The sequence below is a fragment of the Aeromonas dhakensis genome, assembly GCF_000820305.1.
Classification (GTDB): Bacteria; Pseudomonadota; Gammaproteobacteria; order Enterobacterales; family Aeromonadaceae; genus Aeromonas; species Aeromonas dhakensis.
Genome location: NZ_CDBH01000022.1, coordinates 93,037 through 113,151 on the forward strand (window position 1 = coordinate 93,037; position 20,115 = coordinate 113,151).

A 20,115-nucleotide genomic window follows, 5' to 3' on the forward strand; every position below is an offset into this window, starting at 1 on the left:
TAACTGCCTTGTTCTAATAGACCTGAAGCGGGCCCTGTCGGCCCCGTCAGCTTGCTAACAAGGAGTCATTCATGCCTGCCGAGCGCTATCTGTTTTTGATCAAGGGAGATCTGGTGCTGGCCCAGCCGCTGGCTGCGCCGGAGACGGGGGAGCTGCTGACCAGCCTGTTGCTGCAGGGCTTTGCGGTGGGTCCGCTGCAAGTCTGGGCGAGCAACGCCGAGCAGGCGCTGGCCTGTTATGAGCAGGCTGCCCAGCGGCGGGCCTTCGGCGAGATCCTGGCCGGGGCCGAACCCGCCGTGGCCGGAGCCGTTTCATGAGCATGCTCACGCTGCGGGCCCGCGCCCTGCTGTTGGACATGGATGGCACCCTGGTGCACTCTACCGGCGAGGTGGAGGCGGTGTGGCGGCTGTGGTGTCGCCGCCACCGGCTGGATCCCGAGCCCGTGCTGGCCATGTGCCACGGGGTACGCTCGCGGGAGGTGATCCGTACCCTGGCCCCGCAGCTTGACCTGGCACAGGAGGTGGCCCTGCTCGACGATCTCGAGATCCATCACACTGGCCAGGCCGAGGCCCTCGCCGGCGCCCGGCCCCTGCTGGCAAGTCTGCCCGTCGAGCGCTGGGCAGTGGTGACCTCTGCAAGTCAGCGGGTGGCCAGGCATCGATTGCGCAGCGCCGGTCTGCCGCTGCCCGTTCTGCTGGTGGGGGCCGAGGATGTAGAACACGGCAAGCCGGATCCCGAACCCTATCTGTTGGCGGCAGAGCACCTGGGGCTGGCCGCCGCCGATTGCCTGGTGTTTGAAGATGCGCCCGCCGGCATCAGCAGCGCCCTGCGGGCGGGTTGCCGCGTGGTACAGGTGGGGGGCAGGCAGCGGCTCAGTCCCGGCATCAGCGCCCTGATCCAGGACTGGCGCCAGGTGAGCGTGGTGGTGGAGGCTGAGGGTCTGCAGCTGACGCTGCTCACCTGACAACAAAAAGCCCCCGCGAGCGGGGGCCTGACTGGCGACGGGACTATTACTTGAACACGCGAAAACGCACGGCGTCGTCCATGAAGGTCTTGTCACCGGCCGGTTGCTGGATGCTGCCAAAGGGCATCTGGGCGCGCAGCAGCCAGCTGGCGGGCAGGTTCCACTCCTTGCGCACCGCCTCGTCGATGAGCGGGTTGTAGTGCTGCAGGGAGGCGCCGATCTTCTCCTGGGCCAGGGTGGTCCAGACCGCAAACTGGGCGATGCCGGTGGCATGTTCCGACCAGATGGGGAAGTTGTCGGCGTAGAGGGCGAATTTTTGCTGCAGATCCTTGATGACGTCGGTGTCTTCGAAGAAGAGCACTGTGCCGACACCTGCGCGGAAGCTGCCATTCACCTTGGCTTCGCTCTGGGCGTAGGCTTCCGGCGGCACTATCTTCTTCAGCTCAGCCTTGACGATGTCCCACAGTTTGTGATGCTGGGCACCAAACAGGATGACGGCGCGGGAGCTCTGGGAGTTGAACGAGGAGGGACTGTGCTTGATGGCGTCCTGGATGAGGGCGGTCAGCTGCTCCGGCGTATGGGAAACCTGGTCACCCAGGGCATAGATGGTACGACGTACTTTGATCTGTTCGATAAACGGACTGCTCATAACATCTCCTTTGTTTGACGGGGAATCGTCTTCGGTGATCCTTGGCAAGGCCATCCGGCTCCGATTGCTCGAGTTGTAGACTATAACACCCTCTTGCGGGTTAGCCGTCAACGCACAGTGGTCACTGTTTTTACTTTTTGTTGATATGCCTCTTCGTGACGCGGGAGAGCGGTGTCACGTTTATGTGTTTTTTGTCAGTTAGCCGAAATTCGGCTGATATCAATCAATGAATAATTCCGTTTGAGCACCATAAAATTCTCGCATTCCAGTTTTTGTTGCGGAGTGTTGATGATCCAGTGGTTGGTTAGTCGGCGTTATTATCTGTTGACCTCGTTTACCCTCTTGTTGGGGGCCCTGGTGCTGGTGGTCACCCTCACCCTGGCGATGGCCAGTTATCTGCGCAGCATCGACAAGACGGTGACCGGCTACGGTCACATGCTTTCCTCCCTCGAAGCGGCTCTGATCCACGAGCTGGTGCTGGCCAACCAGCGTCAGATCGCCGTGCTGGAGGCATCGCTGGACAAGGCCGCCATCGCCCGCGGCGAGCCGGCCGACAACCCGCTCTGGGCCATCGCCCACCAGATCAAGCGCGACAGCCACTATATCTACTTCTATCACCCACAGACGGATCGCCTCAGCAGCTACCCGGCCTGGCAGCAGCCGGTCGAGTATCGTGCCGCCAGCCGGCCCTGGTATCGGGCATTGTCGATGCCGGGGGCGGATCTCGTCTGGCTCGCTCCCTATCCGGCGTTCGACACCCAAAGCCGATCCTGACCCTCATCAAGCGGGTAAAGGGGCTGGACGATCAACTGCTCGGCCTGCTGATGGTCGACATGTCCTTCAACACCATCGAGCAGGCTCTGCAGCGGGCCATGGGCAGCAACCGGGCGGCCATCTACATCAGTGCACGGGAGGACGGAAAGCTGGTGGTGGGCAGCAACATGGGGCTCTATCAGCCGTCAGCGGCCGAGCCGGGCGGCGCGGACAAGGGGCTGGCGGTGATCTGGCACGGCAGCCACCTGCGCCGCGAGCTGGAGGATATCGACTGGGATCTCAACATCTATCTGCCGCCAAGGCTGTTTCATGACGACCTTGAAGAAGCCCTGCTGATGGTGGCACTGCCGCTGCTCCTGCTGTTTGCCATCTGGTTTTGCAGCATCAACTTTCTGGTGCGGGTGTTCAATCAGGAGCAGGCGCTGGTGGCGGGCTCGCTGACCGGCATAGTGCGGGATCCGACCCAGGCTAGGAGACCCGGCCGACTGAAGACCTGGTTCGTACACGACAGCCTCAGCGAGATAGATCAGGTGCGGGCGAGTTTTCTGCAGGGGCAGGATGCGCTGCTGCACGATCCCCTCACCGGCATCATGAACCGGCGGGCCTTCACCCAGAGTCGCGCCGAGCTGGAAGAGCGCGCGACACCCCACTGGCTGCTGCTGTTCGACGTGGATCACTTCAAGCGCATCAACGACAGCTGGGGGCATGCGGTGGGGGATGGCGTGCTCTGCAGGGTGTCCGAGCTGCTGGTGAGCGAGCTTGGCAGCGGCAGCGTCTTCCGGATCGGGGGGGACGAATTTGCCGCCCTGCTGCCCTGGCCGCGCAGCGAGCTGGAGGCGGGGCTGACCCGGTTGCTGACCAGGGTGCGCAACCAGCGCTGGCGCGAGTTTCACGAGGCGGTGACCCTGAGCGTGGGCGGCGCCCACTGCCCGGAGGACGGGGCCCTGCTGTTCGAGCGGGCCGACGAGTGCCTCTACCGGAGCAAACGGCTGGGGCGCGACGGCTGGTCGCTGACGCAGTGGCCCCGGCCGGACGGAGATGCTGACAGATCCTGTCATATCGATCATGGGTGAGCGGGGGCGCTCTGCCCGGGGGGCCAGCGACTGCCTCTGCTGCTATTTCACAACATCTGTTTTTTAGTAAGCAAATTCAAAAGGTTAATCCTGATTTGGTCAGCGCGGCAGGTCGTGCCTAGCCGGGTGTCGCTCTGCTGCGACAGTGGCGCCCTTTGCCGGGAATCGTATAGTTCGGGGAAATTAATCAGGTTTGACAGGAGTACCCCATGGAGATGAACAAGCACGGCATGCGCGCCCTGGCCCTGTTGGGCTCACTGCTGCTGGCCAGCGGTGCGGCGCAGGCGTCGGAGACCCTCAACACCATCCTGGGCGGCGGTGCGGGCGGCGTGGCCGGCACCATGATCGGCAAGGAGCTGGGCGGTGACACCGGCGCCCTGGTGGGTGCTGCACTGGGCGGGGCGGCCGGCGGCGCGGCCACGGCCAACAAGGGCAACAAGAATGAAGCTGCCCTCGGCGGGGCCGTCGGGGCATTGGGCGGGGCCGCCATCGGCAAGAGCGTGGGTGGCAGCACGGGTCAACTGATCGGGGCCGGCGTCGGCGGGGCCAGCGGCTCTGCCATCGGGGCCAAGACCGGGGATGGCCACAAGAGCAACGATCGCTACTACGACGATGACCACAGGCACTACAAGAAACACAAGAAGCACAAGAAACACAGATGGCACGACGATGATTGATCGCCGCCAGCATTGAGAGAGGGGCCGACGGGCCCCTCTCTCGTTTTGGTCGCTAGAGGGGTCACACCAGCCGGTGCTGGCGGCGCCCCTCGGCGAAGGCGTTGATGTTGTCGATCAGCTGATCGGCGAGGCGCTGCATCGACTCCTCGCTGGCCCAGGCCACGTGAGGGGTGAGGATGAAGTGGGGGTACTGCAGCGCCTTCATCAAGGGGTGGTCGGGGGGCGGCGGCTCGACGCTTGCCACGTCGAAACCGGCGCCGCCGAGGCGACCGTTGGCCAACGCTCGCAGCAGGGCCTCCTCGTCCACCAGACCGCCGCGGCCGACGTTGATCAGCAGGGCACCCGGCTTCATCAGCCCCAGCTCCCGTTCGCCGATGAGGTTGCGGGTATAGGGGGTGAGCGGGCAGTGCAGGCTGATGACGTCGGCGCTTTGCAACAGCTCGTCCAGCGGCAGCCGATCCTCGTCGTGGCTGGCACCGACCTGGCTCTGGGCGTAACGCACCTCCATGCCGATCCCCCTGGCCCGCTCGCCGAGGGCCTGGCCGAGCGTCCCCTTGCCGATGATGCCGAGCCGCTTGCCGTGCAGATCCGTGATGTGGTGATCGAAGAAGCAGAACTGGCCGCTCTGCTGCCAGCGCCCCTCCAGCAGCGACTGGCGCCAGCAGAAGAGGTTGCGCGCCAGGGCCAGCATCAGCGCCATGGCGTGCTCCGGCACCGAGGGGCCCGAGTAGTTGCGGATGTTGCAGACGCCGACGTTGGCGGCGCGGCACGCCTCCAGATCCACGTTGTCGCTGCCGGTGGCCGCCAGCGCGATGAGTCTGAGCTCCGGCAGCTGGGCCAGCTCGGCTGCGCCGATGCGCACCTTGTTGATGATGGCGATGCTGGCGTCTTTGAGCCGCGCCACTACCTGCTCGGGGGCCGTGCTCGGGTAGCTCTGCCAGTGGTGGGGAAAGCCGGGGTGGCGCAGGGTGATGCCGGTATCCAGGGTATCACTGTCGAGAAACACAATTTGCTGCATGAAGCCTCCTGCCGTTGAGGCGTTCATGATGCCAAACATCGGCGGCCGAGGGCCAGTTTGCTGCACCTCAAGGCCTTGGCAATCGCGCCGGATGTGAGACAGGCGGCATTTTTGGCGTCAGAGCCAGCCGAGGTGGGTGAGCCAGCCCTGGATCCGGGTCGGCGTTTCATCCAGCTCCAGCAGGGCGTAGGGGCGGTAGTTGAGCTTGTGGCTGCGGCGGCTCTCGCTTCTGCGCGCCTCGGCGGCCAGCAGCGGCCAGCGTCCGCCATCCTCCTGATAGAGGTCGAGGGTCGGCATGGTGGCCTGGGCGATCTCCTTGGCGAAGATCTGGTTGCTCTGCTGGTCGGGGAAGAAGCCGTCGAGCAGCACCAGCGCATCGGGGGCGGGCAGCTGTTCGCTGGCGATGAGGTTGGTGGCCCAGGCGGCGCCGGTGCCCTGCGCCAGTATCAGCTTGAAGCCCCCCTCCTGCAGCTTGGCGTCCCCCAGCTTGCTGATGCGGGTGGCGAACTGCTTGCGAAAGTCGTCTATGGCCTGCTGTTTCTTCTCGGCGGCGGGGTCAAATTCGGTTTGCTGGGGCGAGGGGAGCAGCAGCAGGGTGTCGAAGCCGAGCCGGCCGAGGGCGCGGGTCAGCTGCCACAGCTGGCCACTGCGCTGCCAGTCGGGCAAGAGGATGGCGAGCCCCACGTAGCTGTCGCTGTCGTGCTTGGCAAACAGCACCGTCTGCTTGTCGATCTGGGTGCTGTTGGGCAGCCCCTGCCAGTCGCTGTTCTGCCAGTAGTCGAGGGGCGTGAGCGGTGTGCCCTCGCTGGCCTGCAAGGGGTTGCTTGCCAGCAGGGTCAGTAACAGCAGTGATAAGAACAGTCTGGCCATAGTGCGCTCCCCCGGTTATTCGGGTTAGCGGCACCAGGCCGGATTTCTGAAGGGGGAAGTGGTAGGGCTAGCGTGGCGGTTGCTTGAGGCTTGCCAGCCCGGCCAGCTGCCGGTCGTGCAGGGGGGAGAGCAGCAACAGGGCGCTGACGGCGCCAATCAGGGCGAAGAACATGTCGGACTGGGTATCCCAGGGGTCGCCCTGGGTGCCGAGAAACTCATCCGCCCCCTGGCCAAGCGCAAGGGCGGCCCCCCACTCGATGAACTCGTAGGTGGCGCTGATGGCGAGCACCACGCAGACCACCAGAAACGCCAGCATGCGCCGGCCTTGCACATAACCTCCGCGCAGCAGGATCTCTCGGCACACCAGGGCGGGCACGAAGCCATGGAAGAAGTGGCCAATCTTGTCATAGGGGTTGCGACCGAGCTCGAGCCACTGCTGCAGTTCGAACCCGAGCGGGACGCGGGCGTAGGTGTAGGCGCCGCCCAGCATCAGCACCATGGCGTGCAGGGTGATGCACAGATAGAGCAGGCTGGTGAGCGGAAAAGAGCGGTGCGTCAGGACAAGCAGCGGCATGGCGATGAGCACGGGGGCGACTTCCATCAGCCAGGTCGCCCTGTCATAGGGTTGCCAGCCGGAGAGGGCCAGCAGTAGCAGGGTCAACAGCAGCAACAGCGCTTTGTGCAGGGATGTCATGGGGCGCTCCGGGGGATGGCACAAGCCAGCATGCTCCATTTAGCCATGTTTGCGCCGTGAATACAGCCAGGGGGCCGATGCGCCCATAAAAAAAGCGAGCCGACGGCTCGCTTTTTTACCACTGATCCAAGGGGTCAACTTAGTTGACGCGACGCTTGAACTCACCGGTGCGGGTATCGATTTCGATCTTGTCACCGATCTCTACGAAGGCGGCAACGGCCAGCTCGTAGGTGGTGCCCTTCAGACGGGCAGGCTTGGTCACTTTACCGGAGGTGTCGCCACGGGCAGCCGGCTCGGTGTACTCAACTTCGCGCACGATGGTGGTCGGCAGCTCTACGGAGATGGCTTTCTCGTTGTAGAAAGTCACTTCACACAGATCTTCCATGCCGTCTACCAGGTAGTTCAGCGCGTCACCCAGGTTGTCTTTCTCGACGTCGTACTGGTTGTATTCGGTATCCATGAATACGTACAGCGGGTCGGAGTAGTAGGAGTAGGTGCACTCTTTACGTTCCAGCTGAACAACGTCCAGCTTGTCGTCGGCCTTGAAGACGGTCTCGGTGGCGCTGCCGTTCAGCAGGCCTTTCAGCTTCATTTTGACCACGGCGGAGTTACGGCCGGATTTGTTGAATTCAGCCTTCTGGACCACCATCGGCTCGGTGCCGATCATGACTACGTTACCAGCGCGGATTTCCTGTGCGGTTTTCATGTAAAAAATTCCTGTTCGTGAAACGGACGGATAAAAACTGCCAGATTATATACGGCTTTCTAAAAATTTCACCAACCTCGTGACGAGATCCCCGTCCTGGAGCAGCTTATGTGACCAGTGTCGCCCATGTTGCTGCCATATCGCGGCGTGATCCGGCCATTGGGCCCACCATTCGCGGGTATTTTCCCCCTGATTGAGGGCATGGCTGAAACCGCGCAGCCACTGGCCGGTGGCGGTGGGCAGCTCTGCCAGATAGTGGTCGAGAAAGCCGTCCAGCTTGACCATGTGCGCCTGCTCTTCCTGCGGGTAGATATGCCAGAGGAAGGGGCGGGCAGCCCACTGGGCCCGCACGAAGGAGTCTTCGCCGCGCACCAGGTTGAGATCGCAGCTCCACAGCAGCCGATCGTAGCCGGCCTGATCGGTCATCGGCAGCAGCTTGATGGCGAGGTTGCCCGAGTGCAGCAGATCCCCCGCCCGAGCGGTGGGGATGGCATCTGCCAGCCCGGCGCCGGTGAGCACGTCGTTGAGGGAGCGCCCGAGCGGCAGCAGCAGGGTGACGGGGGTGGCGCCCTGGCACCAGCACTCGACCAGGCTGGTCAGGGCGGCGCTCTCGTAGGTGAAGAGGCTGACCCGCAGCTCGAGCTCCTGTTTGGGGGGCAGGCCGAGGCTCGCCCAGTAGGCGTTCAGTCCCGCTTCATCCTGTTGCCAGCGCTCGCGCTCGACGATGAGGCCGCGCTCGCACAAGAGGCCGCCGGTTCTGGCGGTGAAGCCCGGGAAGAAGAAGTATTTGTTGAGACTCAGGCTGCCGAGGCTCTGGCTCTCGAGACGCTGGGGGGAGGCGAGGCCGTGGCAATCCTCGACCCAGCTCTCGGCCGAGAGGTATTCGAGGTTGAGCCAGCAGGGGGGGCTGGGCTGGCTCGCCATCTTCGCGACGAAGGGGGCGGGCAGTTCACAGGCGAACGCCTCGATCACCGCTCGGGCCGGGATGGTGTCCGCCGGCAGGGTCTCGTGCCAGTGCTGGACATGGATGCCGTCGACCCACTGGCTCTCCTGCGCCGGGTCGAGCCCAGGGCAGATGCGGGCGAAGCTCGCCAGATCGTCCACCCAGAGCCGCACCTGAACCTCACTCTCCTGCGCCGGGAGCGCTCCTTCCTGTTTCAACTGGCGGGCCAGCCGCCAGGTGACACCGATGTCACCGAAGTTGTCCACTACGCAGCAGAAGATGTCCCAGTCAAACGGGGGAAGCGGGCTTGTCATGTCGCGGGGTTCCAGATGCAAAAAACCGGTGCGCAGGGTAGCACACCGGTTGGCTGGCTTCTAACCGTCAGCGCATGACGGTGGCTGCGGCGAGTTACTCCTTGCCGTAGACGTTGTTCTCTTGCTCGCGCACCCGGATAAAGGTGGTGCGCTTGGTGAGTTCTTTCAGCTGGCTGGCACCCACATACGTGCAGGTGGAACGCACGCCGCCCAGGATGTCGCGCACCGTGTTCTCCACCGGGCCGCGGTAGGGCAGCAGCACCGTCTTGCCCTCGGAGGCGCGGTACTCGGCGACGCCGCCGGCGTGCTTGTCCATGGCGCTGGACGAGCTCATGCCGTAGAACTTCATGAAGGGTTCGCCATCTACATCGACGATCTCGCCACCGCACTCCTCGTGGGCCGCCAGCATGCCGCCCAGCATCACGAAGTCGGCGCCGCCGCCAAACGCCTTCGCCACATCCCCCGGGCAGGTGCAGCCGCCGTCACCGACGATCTGGCCGCCCAGACCGTGGGCCGCATCGGCACACTCTATGATGGCGGAGAGCTGCGGATAGCCGACGCCGGTTTTGACCCGGGTGGTGCAGACCGAACCCGGGCCTATGCCTACCTTGACGATGTCGGCGCCGGAGAGGATCAGCTCTTCGACCATCTCGCCGGTCACCACGTTGCCCGCCAGGATGACGTGGTTGGGGCAGGCGTCGCGGATCTTGCGCACGAACTCGACGAAGTGCTGGGAGTAGCCGTTGGCCACGTCGACGCAGATGAAGCGCAGCGCTTCGGACATGGCCAGGACCTGGCGGGTCTTGTTGAAGTCATCCTCGGAGGTGCCGGTGGAGACCATCACATGGCCCAGCAGCGCCGGGTCGGTTTCGCTCACGAAGGTTTGCCACTGCGCAAGGCTGTAGTGCTTGTGTACTGCGGTCATCATCTCGAAGCCGGCCAGGGTACGCGCCATGGCGAAGCTGCCGACAGTATCCATGTTGGCGGCGATGACGGGCACGCCCTGCCATTGGGTCTGGGTGTGCTTGAAGGTGAACTGGCGGGTCAGGCTGACTTGGGAACGGCTCTTGAGAGTAGAGCGCTTGGGGCGGAACAGGACATCCTTGAAACCGAGCTTCAAGTCTTCTTCGATACGCATTACGAATTCCTTATTGAGCCTTGTTTGATAGGTCACTTTGCAGTGGCAACTTTTCGGCAGGCACAAAAAAACCGGTGGTTTTCAGGGCCTCCGGTTTACAACAGTGTAGGCAAAAATCCCTCCGGAACAAGACTGATAATTCGCGAAGCCTTGTGGTAGCCTTTGGCGTCACAACCTGAGCACAGCCTCGGGTTTCATCCAGCCCCGTTTATCTCGTCCCATCCGCCCACTTGAAACCACCTGATTGAATCCTTTCTGGCAAGGTTCTGCGTGATCCTGACGCCACAGGCCATGGCCGCGTTGGTTGCGGTCAGCCAGACACGTTCGCCAGTTGACAGCCGGACTTTCCATCCCCACTCTGGGCGGCTCGGGCCTGTGTCGGCCCCGTCCTGACAAGGAGTAGACATGATCCGATTGCGAATGATACCGCTGCTGCTGGCCGGGTTTGCCCTGCCGGCCCTCGCCGCGCCGGCGCCCACCATCTATGGCTGGATTGAGAAGGGGCTCATCATGCCGAGCGGGGTGGCAGTGAAGATGAAGCTGGATACCGGGGCGCTCACCTCCTCGCTCGATGCGCGGGATCTGCGCCACTTCAAGCGTGACGGCAAGCCCTGGGTGCGCTTTACCCTGCAGGTGACCGATGCCAACACCGACCGGCAGGTGAGCCAGACCCTGGAGCGGCCGGTGGAGCACATGGTGACGGTGCGTGGCGCCGGCGGCATGGAACAGCGCCCCACGGTCACCATGTCCATCTGCCTGGGTGACAAGGTGTACGAGGAGTGGTTCACCCTGCGGGATCGCAGCAAGATGATCTATCCGGTGCTGCTGGGACGCCGCCTGCTGGCGGATCTCGGCGCAGTGGATTCGAGCCGCACTTTCACGGTACAGCCGAGCTGCCGCTAGAGCAATTTCGGCGCGGATCTAAAAAACGGCGTTTCACAGCTAAATCACACTGTCTCTGCCAGCGGTAGCATTTGCACCATACCCTCGATGCGGGCGAGCCCATTCGCCCGCAAGGGATGGAGCATGGAGTGGAGCATAGTGAAAGCCTACCAACAAACCGTATCTGAATGGCTATCGCTCGCAGGTGAGCAGCAGGGCGTTGCCTTGAGCCTGGGAAGTGATGGCCACTGCCGTGTGCCGTTCGGCCAGGATGGCGAGTGTCTGGTCGAGGTGCCAGACAACGATGAGCTGCAAGCGTGTTACCTCTATATCCCGTTGTTGCGCCTACCGGAAGATACCAACGGCCAGTTGACCCTGACTCGGGCAGCCCTCGAACTGAACATGTTTGGCCTTGTCACCGGGGGCAGCCAGATCAGCCTGGACAGTCGCAGTAACCACCTGGTGCTGACTTTTTCTTCTCTCATCGAAATGCTTGATAGCGCTCTGTTCATGCAGACCTTGGGCGAGTTTCTCGATCTCGGCGTTACGTTGCTGGGGCAGTTGCAGAGCGTGCTCGCGCAGCAGGAGAGTCCCTCGCGTCCATCCCCGTTGTCCGGCGTCATCATTCCATGTTGACGGGTGTCCGCTCGTATTAATCAGGAACAGAATATGTCTATCCAAAACATTGGGCAGCCCCTGCATACCACCACAGTTACTTCTCATGCTCATGGCGAGGTACAGACCTCGTCTCGTCAGAGCAAGGTGCACCACAATCTGGCGTCTCACTATACCAGCCTCGGGTTCGGTTCCCGTGTACAGCCAGGCAAGGTATTGAATACCTCGCTCAAATGGCTGACCCTCAGTGCTCCGGCTCGCAAGATTGGCATTGCCATTCAGGGTGGTCATGACTCTCATGCCCAGAGCGCCAAAGGCAAGGCTCGTTACTGGACAGGCGCCCTCATCAAGGGCTTGGCCAATATCACTGGGGGCATCAGCAGTGTCGCCAGTGGCGTTGTGACCGCTGGCGCTGCCGGGGTGAAAAATCTGGGTGAGTCGGCCGCCCGTCTGGTTGCCTCCTCTTCATTGGGACTGGCTGGTGCCGTGATGAAAGGGGCTTCCCATTTGCCCCTGGGCGTGTCGGAGCGACTGCAGCAAGGGTCACAGCAGGCGTTGAGTGCAGCCAAAGAGGTGCTCAAGCCTGCCTTCGTAGCCAAGTCGGAGCAGGAACCACTCACTGCCGAAGGGGCTCGTGCCGTCATGGATGCCGCCCAGCTGGCAAGAGTCAGTTGTTCCAGCAGCTATCGGGAGATGCCGGCTGGTTATCATCACGCTACGCTGGCGGACATACCGCCTTCTATCCTGGCGCGGCGTGAAGATGGAACCGGTGGTAGCGGGAGTGCGCTGGCCCTTCATGTTGTTGCGAAAAAGGGTGAAAACGACCCCTTCATCCTGGCTGGGGATGCCTGGTCTGCGCTCAAGGTCGCTGTCTACAAGCGTGACGATACCGTGGTGCTCTCGTTTGTTGGTACTCAGCCAACCAAACGACCGGGGACGCTGAAGAGCGATGCCGGTGCGGCACTCGGGATCAAGGACAGCGCGTTTCAGGATGCAGACCGTCTGGTCAAGGCGTTTGCCCAGCAGCATGGTGGCAAGGTCGAGGTACAGGGTCACTCTCTGGGAGGTGGTCTGGCGCAATATGCCGGTATCAAACACGGGTTGAAGGTTACGGCCTTTAACAGCATGGGGTTGCATGTTGGGCTACGGGATCGCCTCGCCCACAAGCTTGATCAAGCCAACGTAACCCATATCAATACCAGTGGCGATCCGCTGAGCCAGAAGGTTGAGCACGGGATTTTCGGGCTGGATGCCTCTGCTCAGGTGGGCAAGCGGTATGTCATAGAACATTCCGGTGGCCACCGGATGGAGGCCGTGACGGCCGGTTTGGACAAGCTGCTTGCTTGAGTTGCCGACTGCAGCCTGGCTGCTTCTGCGTAATCAACCAGTGTGAACAACGCCTCCGATGGGAGGCGTTGTCGTTTCCGGGTCATGGCGGGGATGGGGTGCGAGAGGGCAGCAGCACGCTCACTTCCAGCCCCCCTTCTGGCCGGTTGTGGATGTCGAGATCGGCGCCGTGCAGCTGGGCGATGCGCGAGACGATGGCCATGCCGAGGCCGACCCCGTCCCCCTGCTGGGGATTGACCCGAAAGAAGCGCTCGCACAGGCGCGACAGGGCGGCGGTGGGGATGCCGGGGCCGTTGTCGCGAATGTCGACCCTGACCCTGTGCCCCTCCTGGCACGCCTCGACCACGATCTCGCCCTGGGCCTGGGTGTAGCGCAGGGCGTTGTCGATGAGGTTGCTGAACATCAGCTCCAGCAGGGTGGCCTGCCCCATCACCGTCAGTTGCTCGGTGCCTTCCAGCGACAATTGCTGATCCTTTTTCAGGGCGATGGGGGCCAGGGTGGCCAGGGTGCCCTGCAGTAGCTGGTTCAGGTTGAGCTCGCTCAGCTCCAGCCCCTGCTGGTTGTCGATGCGGGCCTGGGTCAGCAGCTGGCGCAGCAGCCGATCGCTGCGATCGAGCGCCAGCAGCATCTTCTGCAGGGAGTGCTGACGGCTCTCGGCATCCTCGGCGGCCAGCGCGTTCTCGCTGTGGATGCGCAGCACCGCCAGCGGGGTGCGCAGCTCATGGGCCGCCTCGTTGGTGAACTGTTTCTCCCGCTCTATGGTGTCGGCAAGGGCGTGCATCAAGCGATTGATCTCGTTGGTGAGCGGGGTCAGCTCCTGGGCCCGGATCTTCAGGTTGAGCGGACTCAGGTTGGCCGGGTGGCGCTCACCGATGGCCTGGGCCAGCTGGCGCAGCGGCGCCAGCCCGCGGGAGATGAGCCACCACAACAGGCCAAGCAGGAAGGGCAGGGTGATGAGCAGCGGCAGCATGGTCAGGGTGGCCATCTTGCTGGCCAGCTCGCTGCGCTCGTCGTCCCGCTCCGCCACGATGAGCCAGGTCTGTGCATCCTGGTTGTAGAGGGTGAAGGTGCGCCACTCGTGGTTGTCCTTGGTGACGCTGTTGAAGCCGGGGGCCAGCGCGCCGAGGGGCTGGCTGGGGGCGCTGGGGGAGCGCAGCAGTATGCCGCCCTGCTCGCTCAGCAGCTGGAAGTAGAGGTTGCGCTCGAACTCGTGGCCAAAGGGGGTGAGCTCTCTGTCTTCACCCCGCAGGTTGAAGCTCTTGTCTTTCTGCCACGGCTCCGGGTTGCTCTGCTCCCACTCCTGATAGACGGTGCCGTTGGCGGGCAGCTCGCCGTTTTGTTCCAGATAGCGGCCGAGCAGCTGGTTGGTGATGCGGGCCGACTGGGCGAGCCTTGCATCGAACAGCTCCTCCATTTCGTGGCTCGCTTCCAGATAGCCGATGAGGGCGCTGACGGCCAGGCTGGCGCTGACCAGCGCCAGGATGCCGGAGAGCAGAAAGCGGCGGATGGAGCGGGGACGTGTCATGCCCGGCCGTCCCGGCGCTGGGCCTGCTCAAGCTGGGGAATGATGTAGCCGACCCCGCGGATATTGCGGATGAGGTCGCTGTAGAACTTCTTGCGCAGATGGTGAATGTGCACCTCCACCGCGTTGCTCTCGGCCCCCTCGTCCCAGCCGTAGAGGCTCTGCTGCAGCTGATCCTTGCTCAGCACCCGCCCGCTCTGGGTGATGAGCTCCTGCAGCAGCTTGTATTCGTGGGGGGTGAGCTTGACCGGCTCGCCCCGATAGGTGACCTGCTGGGATTCGGGATAGAGCTGCAGCTCGCCGTATTCGAGCACCGCCTGGGCCTGGCCCTTGCTGCGGCGCACCAGGGCGCGCAGGCGGGCGTTGAGCTCCTGCAGGGCGAACGGCTTGACCATGTAGTCGTCGGAGCCCGCATCCAGCCCCAGCACCCGGTCGTCCAGGGCGTCGCGGGCGGTGAGGATCAGCACCGGCAGCGTCTGGCCTTCCCGGCGCAGCTTGCGCAGCAGGCTGATGCCGTCGATGTCCGGCAGGTTGAGATCCAGAATGAGCGCGGCAAACTCCTCGCTCTTGAGCACCGACAGGGCAGGCAGCCCCTGCTGCAGCCAGTCCACCGTGTAGCCGCTGCTGCGCAGGGCATCCACCATGCCGTCGCCCAGCATCACATCATCTTCCACCAACAGGATCCGCATTGTTATTCCCCTCAAAAGACGCTGCCCACCAGTATGCAAGCTGGTGGGCAGAGTTTAAATAGCCCGCTGATCCCAAACGGATTTACAGCTTGTCGAGGCGGTCGCGGATCTCGATGCGTCGACCCTGGTCCGCCAGCTCGCGACCCGGCCGGGGCGGGGCTGCCAGCGCCTTCTCCAGATAGCCTTTGGCCTCGGCCTTGCGGCCCTGATCCAGCAGGAAGTCGCCGTAGAAGAAGTTGGGGTCTATGCCGGTCGGGTTGATGGCCAGCGCCTGCTTGAGCAGCTGCTCGGCCTTCTCGTCATCGCCAAAGCCCACCGGCCAGCCCGGCACCTGGTAGTAGAGCGAGCCCAGGCTGGTGTAGGCGGAGCCGTCCAGTGCCTTGGGGTCCTGCCGGAGGGCGATCTCCAGCTTGGCCTTGGCCTCCTTGACCAGACCGAGCGCACCCAGCCCGCCCTTGGCGCCGGCCCAGGTGCTCTTGACGATGGCTGACCAGATCAGCAGATCGGTGCGAAAAGCCTCCTTGGCGCTGGCCTGATCGGCCTCGCTGCTCAGCTGTTCGAGGCAGCTCTCCTTGGCCTTGCCGGTCTGTTGATACTGACAGACCGCCCACAGCTGCTGGATGACGGGCAGGGCGTCGGCGGCCTGGGCCATCCCCGAGCCCAGCATGAGCAGCAGGAGGGCGCCGTGGGTGAAACGGGGGCGGAAAGTGGCGTGCTTCATCTTAACGTTCCTTCTCTGTCATGACGGAGGTGGCGTGCCCCGACGTGCCGGCAGCGGGTGCCGGGTGGCGGGCATAGCGCTCTATGATGGGTTGTTGCCTGGCCAGCGCCCGGTCGACCAGGCCGGGCAGCAGGCCGTTGAGCCGCACGAACAGCTTCTCCGGCCAGCCGAGCCAGCTGCGGCGGGTTTCGTTACACAGGGCGATGACGGCCTCCTCGGCCACGTCCTGCGGGCTGTCGGTGTGGGTGCCGAGCTCGGCATTCATCTCGTAGGCCGCCTCCGAGTTGAGGCGGGTACGGGTGGCGCGGGGGGCAAAGTGGAGCACCTGGATGCCGGTTCCCTCCAGCTCGCGGCCGAGTGCCTCGCTGAAGCCGCGCAGGGCGAACTTGCTGGCGCAATAGACGCTGTAGCCAGCGTAGCCGATGGCACCGAAGCTGGAGCCGATGTTCATGATCACCGCCGGCTTGCGCAGGCGGGGCAGCAGCATGCGGGTGAGCTGGATCGGCGCCTCGACGTTGAGCAGCAGCTGGCGCTCGACCTGCTCGCTGCTCTGATCCTCCAGCCAGGCAAACTGGTTGCAGCCGGCGTTGTTGATCAGCACGTCCAGCCCCTCGTCCAGCGCCGGGTGCTGCAGCAGTCTGGCCCGCTCCTGGGGCGAGCCCAGATCGGCGATCACCGTCTGGTGGCGCTCCGGGTGCGGCAGCTCCTTGCACTGCCGCTCCAGTGCACCGGCCCTGCGTCCGTGCAGCAACAGGTGCGCTCCCTGGGCCGCCAGCTCCTGGGCCAGCGCCTCGCCGATCCCGCCGCTGGCGCCCGTGAGCAGCACGAGTTTTCCTTCAAGCTTCATGATGTCTGGTTTTCCGTCAGTTGATAGAGCATGTCGGCGTAGAGGCGGTAGACCACCCTGGCCGAGTGAATGATGGCCGCCTGATCGGCCGGGCTCTCCACCCGGTTCATCAGGGATTCGAAAAACTTGAGGTGATCCTGATCCAGTGCGCCGTGGGAGCTGAGATAGCTCATGGCCTGGGGCGGCAGACCGAGGCCAGCCTTGAGCTGGTCGGCCACGGTCAGGGCGATGGCGACGCTGGTCCCCTCCAGCACCTGCACCATGCCGAAGAAACCCATGGGGTTGCCGCGCTGCACCTGGTCATAGAGAAAGGCCACCATCAGCTCGATGGGCAGCTCGGGCTGGCCGTGGCGCACCGCCTCGGCATCGCCGCCGCAGGCGCGGATGTCGCTCAGGATCCACTCCTGATGGCCGTACTCCTCGTCGATGTACTCCTTGATGGCACCGCGCACCCACTCATACTCCTGGCCCAGCTTGCCGCCGGTGGCCATCAAGAGCGGCACCGTGTGGCGCACGTGATAGAAGGCCTGGGAGAGGAAGCGCAGGTAGATGTCGCGGGAGATCTCCCCCTTGCGGCACGCCTCTATGATGGGGGCGTTGAACAGATGCTCGCGCTCACTGGCAGTGGCTTGTTGCAGAGTCTGATAGAAGCTCATGAGGTCTCTCCTGTAAGGCATTGGCTGATCTGCCGGGAAAAGTGGTGATAAATCCGTTCGCGACGGGGGCGACCGTTGGCGGTCAGCAGCTCCGGATGTTGATCCAGCGCCACCGGCAGCCAGTGATGGATGCGGGCGTAGTCGGGCAGACGATGGTTGAGCTGCTCGATCTGCTGGGCCAGCAGTGCGTCGGTGCCGGGCTGCGGCTGGATCAGGGCGACGTTGGCCGGCTGGCCGTCGCCGAAGATCACGATGCGGGCGATGGCCGGACAGAGCTGGGCTTCCGCCTCGACCCATTCGGGGGAGAAGTTGCGACCGAAGGCGGTGATCTGGACGTTCTTCTTGCGCCCGGTGATGTGCAGATAACCCTCCGCATCCAGATGACCCAGATCGCCGGTGGCGACCAGCGCTGGTACCGCCTCATCGCTGCCCAGATAGCCGAGCATGGCGGCTCCCTCCACCAGGATCTCGCCGTCGGCGGCGATCGATACCCGGCAGTGGGGCAGTGGCTGGCCGACGCTGCCCAGGCTGTGGCCGTTGGGGCCGTTGAGCGCCACGACGGAGCCACACTCTGACAGCCCGTACCCCTCGTAGACCGGCAGCCCCAGCTTGCGGGCCCGGCTGATGAGCTCGGGCGAGACCTTGCCGCCGCCCACCGCGACGAAGCGCAGGCCGGCCAGCTGCTCGGCCAGCGCCGGGTTGGCGCTGCACAGGGCCAGCAGCAGGCGCAGCAGCTCGGGCACCAGCACCAGGCTGTGGGTGGGCCAGCGCAGCAGGGCCTGGGCCAGGGTGGCCGGATCCAGCTTGCTGGAGCCGGCAAAGCCGAGCTCTGCCAGCGAAGGGATGCGGCTGCAGGCGCCGGTGAGCAGCGGCACGTAGAGGCCGGTGAGGTTTTCCAGCAGGGTGGTGAGCGGCAACAGAGTCAGGTGCTTCTCCACCTTGGCCGGGGCGACCCGTTCGGCCAGCGAGCTGCAGACCGCCATCATCTGGGCCAGCGACAGGCAGACTCCCTTGGGTTGCCCTGTGGTGCCGGAGGTATAGGTGATCTTGGCGGTGCCGGCCGGCAGGGGGGGCAGCCGGGCAGGGGTACGGCGCCACAGCGGCAGCTCGCCGACCGCGAGCGTCAGCGGTTCGCTGGCCTGCCAGCCCGGATGGTGGGGGCCGATCAGGGCATCGGCGCCGCTGCTCTCCAGCAACCACTCCTGCTGCTCCAGGCTGAAGAAGTGGGGGATCGGGATCACCACGATACCGGCCATGGTGCAGGCGAGATCGATGAGCGCCCAGGGCAGGCCGTTGTCCAGTTGCAGCGCCAGTCGGCTGATCCCGGCCATCTGCAGGCGGTCGGCCAGCGCTGGCAACTGCTGCCACAGCGCCTCGTAGCTGAGGCTGTGCTGGCTGTTGGCAAGAGCCGGGCTGTGGGGCGTCTGGCGGGCGAAGTAGGCGATTTGGTCAAACAGCATCATAAGGCGCTCCGGTGCGGGCAGTTGAACAGGGAGGGCATGGGGGCCAGCAGGGAGAGCAGCAGGCTGCCCCGGGCCAGTGCCTGCCGTCCGAGGCCGAGGTCGCCGACCATCACCTTGGGCTGGCAGTGGTAATAGGCGCCCCAGGCGCTGGCGTCGTCACCCACCTTGTCGGCCCGGGCGGGGGCCAGCTCCACCGGGGTGAGGTGAAGGCGGTGGAAGCTGTTGCGCAGCTTGGCGGTGCCGGTGAACACCACGTAGTCGAGATCGTTGTCGCACAGCAGGCGGCAGAGCGCCGCAAACATCAGGCGGGCGTTGCCGGGCTCGCTGCAGGCGAGGTTGCCCACCTCGACGATGCGATCCCGCCGGGCGGGGGCGCCGAGCCGGGTTTCAATGGCGGCCTCGATGGGCTGATCCAGATACTGCTCCAGATAGAGGCGCTCGCTGCCGGCCAGCTTGAGACCACAGGCGCCGACCAGCAGGCCGTCGGCCCGGTAGAGGCCGAGCAGGCAGGGCAGAAAATGGGGAATGCGGGCGTTGAACTCCTGGCTGTAGGCCGCCTGGATGTAGCCCTGCAGTACCATGACCTGTTGCGGGGTATCGGCCAGCGCCAGCCGATAGGGGGCTTGAATGTCTGTGGTCATGGATGGCTCCTTCTTGTCGATTGTCATCAGACTAAAGGGGCAAACTTAAGAAACCCTTAAGAGGTGAAAAATCTGTTTCACACAGAGGCAACTGGTTGAAAAAATAGGTAAAGCTGCGACCCGAACACGGGGCGGGCGGACAAAAAACCTTGTCAGCCGCCAGGCGGGCAGGCAAGCTGCGGCCACTTTTGACCGCCCGCTTTCGAGAGGAGATGCCATGACCCCCTTATCCTGCCCGCTCTGCTGCGCCGCCGATGCCTATGAGCTGCCGGTGGCCGGCAAGCTGTACCATCGCTGCCGGGTCTGCGAGCTGGTCTGGCTGGATGCGGCCGAGCACCTGGATCCCGCGCGCGAGAAGGCGGTCTATGATGGCCACGACAACCAGGTGGATGATCCCCGCTATCGCGCCTTTTTGCTGCGGGCCTTCGGCGAGGTGCTGCGCCGGCTGCCTCCGCCGGCTAGCGGCCTCGATTTTGGCTGCGGCCCGGGCCCGGCGCTCATCGCCATGGGGCGGGAGGCGGGCTACCAGATGGCGGGCTACGACAAGTTCTATGCCGATGAGCCCGAATTGCTGACGCGGCAGTATGACTTCATCACCAGCACCGAGGTGGTCGAGCACATCGCCGAGCCGCGCGCCGTGCTGGAGACGCTGTGGGGCTGCCTCAAGCCCGGCGGCCTGCTGGTGCTGCAGACCCAGCGGGTGCTGGGGGACGAGCGCTTTCGGCAGTGGCGCTATCGCCACGATCCGACCCACATCGTCTTCTTCGCCGAGGCCTCCTTTCGCGCCCTGGCGACCCGCTGGCAGGCGCAGGTCGAGTTTCCCCATCAGGATGTGGCGGTGTTCACCAAACCCTGAACGGGGCATTTCCATTTGGTGGCGGCTTGGGCATGCTGAGGGCCTGATTGGCGGGA

The 20,115-nt window shown here is 64.2% G+C and carries 21 protein-coding genes and 1 pseudogene; 8 read left to right on the forward strand and 14 right to left on the reverse strand.

Features of this window, described 5'->3' with window-relative positions:
- Positions 1–71: 71 nt before the first annotated feature.
- Together BN1143_RS03620 and BN1143_RS03625 are read left to right on the forward strand one after the other, a co-directional pair.
- A complete protein-coding gene (locus BN1143_RS03620; protein ID WP_005298276.1) occupies positions 72–317 on the forward strand; it encodes a hypothetical protein in 246 nt (81 codons plus the stop codon).
- Positions 314–964, forward strand: coding sequence for an HAD-IA family hydrolase (locus BN1143_RS03625; RefSeq protein ID WP_042049685.1), 651 nt, complete (start codon positions 314–316; stop codon positions 962–964). The genes BN1143_RS03620 and BN1143_RS03625 overlap by 4 nt, the downstream gene beginning before the upstream one ends.
- 46 nt (positions 965–1,010) lie before the next feature.
- Here BN1143_RS03625 and BN1143_RS03630 read toward each other — a convergent pair whose 3' ends face one another.
- Positions 1,011–1,613: a nitroreductase family protein gene (locus BN1143_RS03630; protein WP_017780555.1), complete on the reverse strand. Its 603-nt coding sequence runs from the start codon at positions 1,611–1,613 to the stop codon at positions 1,011–1,013.
- 288 nt (positions 1,614–1,901) lie between these two features.
- Between BN1143_RS03630 and BN1143_RS03635 the strand changes: the two are divergent.
- Together BN1143_RS03635 and BN1143_RS03640 are read left to right on the forward strand one after the other, a co-directional pair.
- Positions 1,902–3,460, forward strand: a pseudogene (locus tag BN1143_RS03635) (GGDEF domain-containing protein).
- Between the two features lie 209 nt (positions 3,461–3,669).
- On the forward strand, positions 3,670–4,137 hold the full coding sequence (locus BN1143_RS03640) for a YMGG-like glycine zipper-containing protein (RefSeq protein WP_005298287.1): 468 nt from the start codon (positions 3,670–3,672) through the stop codon (positions 4,135–4,137).
- Between the two features lie 61 nt (positions 4,138–4,198).
- Here the strand turns inward: BN1143_RS03640 and BN1143_RS03645 are convergent, their stop codons facing one another.
- From BN1143_RS03645 to BN1143_RS03670, 6 genes are all read right to left on the reverse strand, one after another.
- Positions 4,199–5,155 carry a D-2-hydroxyacid dehydrogenase gene (locus tag BN1143_RS03645; protein ID WP_024941186.1) on the reverse strand — a complete coding sequence of 319 codons (957 nt, stop codon included), beginning with the start codon at positions 5,153–5,155 and terminating at the stop codon, positions 4,199–4,201.
- 117 nt (positions 5,156–5,272) lie between these two features.
- A complete protein-coding gene (locus BN1143_RS03650; protein WP_017764970.1) occupies positions 5,273–6,025 on the reverse strand; it encodes a DUF3530 family protein in 753 nt (250 codons plus the stop codon).
- A 67-nt stretch (positions 6,026–6,092) separates the two neighbouring features.
- Positions 6,093–6,719, reverse strand: coding sequence for a DUF2238 domain-containing protein (locus BN1143_RS03655; RefSeq protein ID WP_042049687.1), 627 nt, complete (start codon positions 6,717–6,719; stop codon positions 6,093–6,095).
- A gap of 139 nt (positions 6,720–6,858) precedes the next feature.
- A complete protein-coding gene (gene efp, locus BN1143_RS03660) occupies positions 6,859–7,425 on the reverse strand; it encodes an elongation factor P (protein ID WP_005298294.1) in 567 nt (188 codons plus the stop codon).
- Positions 7,426–7,470: 45 nt separating this feature from the next.
- Positions 7,471–8,682, reverse strand: coding sequence for an elongation factor P maturation arginine rhamnosyltransferase EarP (gene earP / locus BN1143_RS03665; RefSeq protein ID WP_042049688.1), 1,212 nt, complete (start codon positions 8,680–8,682; stop codon positions 7,471–7,473).
- A 94-nt stretch (positions 8,683–8,776) separates the two neighbouring features.
- Positions 8,777–9,820 carry a GMP reductase gene (locus tag BN1143_RS03670; RefSeq protein WP_042049690.1) on the reverse strand — a complete coding sequence of 348 codons (1,044 nt, stop codon included), beginning with the start codon at positions 9,818–9,820 and terminating at the stop codon, positions 8,777–8,779.
- Positions 9,821–10,225: 405 nt separating this feature from the next.
- On the opposite strand from BN1143_RS03670, the gene rloA3 reads away from it, so the two are divergent.
- The 3 genes from rloA3 to BN1143_RS03685 all read left to right on the forward strand — a co-directional run bounded on the left by rloA3 (position 10,226) and on the right by BN1143_RS03685 (position 12,664).
- A complete protein-coding gene (gene rloA3 / locus BN1143_RS03675) occupies positions 10,226–10,723 on the forward strand; it encodes a retropepsin-like aspartic peptidase RloA3 (RefSeq protein ID WP_042049691.1) in 498 nt (165 codons plus the stop codon).
- A gap of 123 nt (positions 10,724–10,846) precedes the next feature.
- On the forward strand, positions 10,847–11,338 hold the full coding sequence (locus BN1143_RS03680) for a CesT family type III secretion system chaperone (RefSeq protein ID WP_017781585.1): 492 nt from the start codon (positions 10,847–10,849) through the stop codon (positions 11,336–11,338).
- Positions 11,339–11,371: 33 nt separating this feature from the next.
- On the forward strand, positions 11,372–12,664 hold the full coding sequence (locus BN1143_RS03685) for a Tle-like phospholipase domain-containing protein (RefSeq protein WP_017781586.1): 1,293 nt from the start codon (positions 11,372–11,374) through the stop codon (positions 12,662–12,664).
- An 82-nt stretch (positions 12,665–12,746) separates the two neighbouring features.
- Here the strand turns inward: BN1143_RS03685 and BN1143_RS03690 are convergent, their stop codons facing one another.
- The 7 genes from BN1143_RS03690 to BN1143_RS03720 form a co-directional block, all read right to left on the reverse strand.
- Positions 12,747–14,189 carry an ATP-binding protein gene (locus tag BN1143_RS03690; RefSeq protein ID WP_017781587.1) on the reverse strand — a complete coding sequence of 481 codons (1,443 nt, stop codon included), beginning with the start codon at positions 14,187–14,189 and terminating at the stop codon, positions 12,747–12,749.
- Complete coding sequence (locus BN1143_RS03695) at positions 14,186–14,875, reverse strand: response regulator (protein ID WP_005298307.1); 690 nt, start codon at positions 14,873–14,875, stop codon at positions 14,186–14,188. The genes BN1143_RS03690 and BN1143_RS03695 overlap by 4 nt, the downstream gene beginning before the upstream one ends.
- A gap of 82 nt (positions 14,876–14,957) precedes the next feature.
- Positions 14,958–15,596 carry a tetratricopeptide repeat protein gene (locus BN1143_RS03700; protein ID WP_042049693.1) on the reverse strand — a complete coding sequence of 213 codons (639 nt, stop codon included), beginning with the start codon at positions 15,594–15,596 and terminating at the stop codon, positions 14,958–14,960.
- 1 nt (position 15,597) lies between these two features.
- Positions 15,598–16,443: an SDR family oxidoreductase gene (locus tag BN1143_RS03705; protein ID WP_042049695.1), complete on the reverse strand. Its 846-nt coding sequence runs from the start codon at positions 16,441–16,443 to the stop codon at positions 15,598–15,600.
- A complete protein-coding gene (locus BN1143_RS03710; RefSeq protein WP_017764976.1) occupies positions 16,440–17,099 on the reverse strand; it encodes an iron-containing redox enzyme family protein in 660 nt (219 codons plus the stop codon). The genes BN1143_RS03705 and BN1143_RS03710 overlap by 4 nt, the downstream gene beginning before the upstream one ends.
- The gene (locus tag BN1143_RS03715) at positions 17,096–18,562 is read right to left on the reverse strand and encodes an AMP-dependent synthetase/ligase (RefSeq protein WP_042049696.1); all 1,467 of its coding nucleotides are present in this window, start codon (positions 18,560–18,562) and stop codon (positions 17,096–17,098) included. The genes BN1143_RS03710 and BN1143_RS03715 overlap by 4 nt, the downstream gene beginning before the upstream one ends.
- On the reverse strand, positions 18,559–19,203 hold the full coding sequence (locus BN1143_RS03720) for a thermostable hemolysin (protein WP_042049697.1): 645 nt from the start codon (positions 19,201–19,203) through the stop codon (positions 18,559–18,561). Before BN1143_RS03720 ends, BN1143_RS03715 begins: the two co-directional genes overlap by 4 nt.
- Positions 19,204–19,420: 217 nt before the next feature.
- On the opposite strand from BN1143_RS03720, the gene BN1143_RS03725 reads away from it, so the two are divergent.
- Positions 19,421–20,059 (forward strand): class I SAM-dependent methyltransferase, encoded by a 639-nt coding sequence (locus tag BN1143_RS03725; protein ID WP_042049698.1) that lies wholly within the window; start codon positions 19,421–19,423, stop codon positions 20,057–20,059.
- The last annotated feature ends 56 nt before the right edge of the window (positions 20,060–20,115 follow it).